At 29.6% G+C, this 2,191-nt stretch carries 2 protein-coding genes and 2 pseudogenes; all 4 read right to left on the reverse strand.

The genetic code is table 11. From position 1 onward, the window contains the following. Positions 1–277: pseudogene (locus LS65_RS09590) on the reverse strand (hypothetical protein); the annotation flags it as partial. Then, positions 270–1,592: a hypothetical protein gene (locus LS65_RS10330; RefSeq protein WP_236096712.1), complete on the reverse strand. Its 1,323-nt coding sequence runs from the start codon at positions 1,590–1,592 to the stop codon at positions 270–272. The gene LS65_RS10330 and the pseudogene LS65_RS09590, both read right to left, overlap by 8 nt. A gap of 9 nt (positions 1,593–1,601) precedes the next feature. Further along, on the reverse strand, positions 1,602–1,976 hold the full coding sequence (locus tag LS65_RS09605) for a hypothetical protein (RefSeq protein ID WP_034363054.1): 375 nt from the start codon (positions 1,974–1,976) through the stop codon (positions 1,602–1,604). Positions 1,977–1,988: 12 nt separating this feature from the next. Next, positions 1,989–2,191 (reverse strand): annotated as a pseudogene (locus LS65_RS09610) (hypothetical protein); the annotation flags it as partial.

Raw genomic sequence — 2,191 nt, forward strand, 5'->3', positions numbered from 1 at the left:
TAAGAAGTGTGCCTAGATTATTTTCTTCATCTTTAGGGGAGAAGTAATAACTTGGTGTATCTTGTTTAATGGTATTGTCTTTATCTAATTCACCAAAGAAGTATTGAAAAAGAGGATTGGGAGATTCTGTGCCTCCTGTGAGTTCTATGCCCATAAAATATAATTTAGAGTTTAGAGTGTCTATGTTTTTGGATGCTAATTCCTCTATATCAATTATTTGATTATCATAAGCAAAGATTGTTTCTTTTGTTTTGGTTGTGTTATTTGTTTCAAACATTTTCTATCTCTTTTGTTTGAACTTGAAATTGCTTATTTATCTTTGAAAGCTTATGATAACTTTTGCTCCAATATTTATCGCTTTGTATTCCTGCTAGAACATTCAAGTAAAATTCATTTGCAGCTTCCTGATAACTCTCTGAAACCTTACCATAGTCATATTTATGATACAGCATTCTTGATAGGATTTTATCTCTAGGAATAAAGATAAAAGGATAAAATTTGTTAATGGAACAATTATTAGCAGGAATATTTAAGTCAAAATTCTCTACCACAATAGGATTATAATCGTTTTCTGCCTTTAGAGATTTGATTTTATTTTCTTGTTTATCCCAATAGATAAGCTCAAAGTCTCCTTTAAGTTTATCAAGCCTTGTTTGTAAGATTATATCAAGAATATTGTAAATTTCTTTCACATTAAATAAAACCTTTAGGATTAAATCCTTTTGTTCTTGGTCTAAATCCATATTCTTTAACGATGGATTATTTTCTATATAAAGCTGATGGAAACAAGGGTGATGGATAAAAGTCCTAGCCCAATCTCTAAATGCTTTTGCTCCTTTAATGGATTCTAAATTAGAATCTATGGCTTGGAATTTGAGGAAGATAGTATTACAAAATTTAAGATAGGGGAACAATTCTTTTAAATCTTTAAATACAGGAATATCGGGTATCCATTCTTTGATATTAAAAACTTCTATACCTATGCTATCTAGTTTGTGTAAAACCCAAGTGGTGCAGTTGTGGAGGGGAAAAGTTTTGATAGGAGGCAAAGATAAAGAAGTGTCAAATGGCATAGAATTATAATACAAATTCTCTTTCAATGTTTCAAGGCTTATCATTTTGCTATTATCTTGTTGTAAATTAGGATTTCTATTGCTTGTTTGTGCTACTTCTTTTTTAATTTCATCAAGTAAAAATTCATATTGTTCTTGTGATACTTCAAATACACAGCGATTGTATTCTCTAAAAGTGTCTTTATTTCTTAAAGTATAGTCATAATGTTTAGTATTTTCATTCCATTGTGGAGTATATTGATTATTCTCAAACACTTTCCCCCAATGGCTAGCAGCAGATTTCACAGGGGCAAAGCCATAAAAGCCATCATTAAATTCTACATTTTCAAAGTTCTCATACCATTTGATTTCTTCTTTTCTCCAAAGTTTCATTTTTCCTTCATTGTAATCCCAATATGTTATTTCTTTTTCATATTTTATAGTATCTAATTCATTAGGGTGTTTGCGTGTAAGTCCTAGAAAGGCGTGAGGGATATTGCCTTGCATTGGGTGGATATAGATTGTTATAAAGTATGGCATTGAAATTCCTTATTTGCCAGTGGTCGCAAATCCATAAGCCAACCACCACCAAAAACTTGTTGATAATATAAATACAAACCAAAAGCTTGAATTGTAAATTTTGTATTTAATTATACTTTTTTTTTCTAAGAAAAACCAAATTCCAAAGAAAAACAAAGGACATAACATAAGCCAAAGAGCAATAAAGAAAAAATCATTTAAAATATCTAGATTTCCCAAATAATAAAATGTTGAATTAAAAACATAAATTAAAAACTTCCTAACAAATTTTGCGATTAAGCTTGCTGGGATAAAAAATATAAAATAAGAAGCTATTGTTAATGCCCAACATATCAAACAATCTAAAATAAACTTACCCCATTTGAATTTTTCTTTTTCTTGCATAATTCATTCTCCTTACAAAACCAAATCTTGCATTATAGGATAATCTTCATTATGTTTTTTTAATCCACGAGAGTGAGGTAGTATAAGTGCTACTTGTGTGCAAGGTCCTCCACTTATAGGAGGATTAGGACAACCTACAATAGAGCTATAGAGTAAATCAGTTTCTAATATAAAAGGAATATTCTTATCTTGAATACTTTTACCTAGATTAGATT

This window comes from Helicobacter japonicus (assembly GCF_000762845.2).
Taxonomy (GTDB): Bacteria; Campylobacterota; Campylobacteria; order Campylobacterales; family Helicobacteraceae; genus Helicobacter_C; species Helicobacter_C japonicus.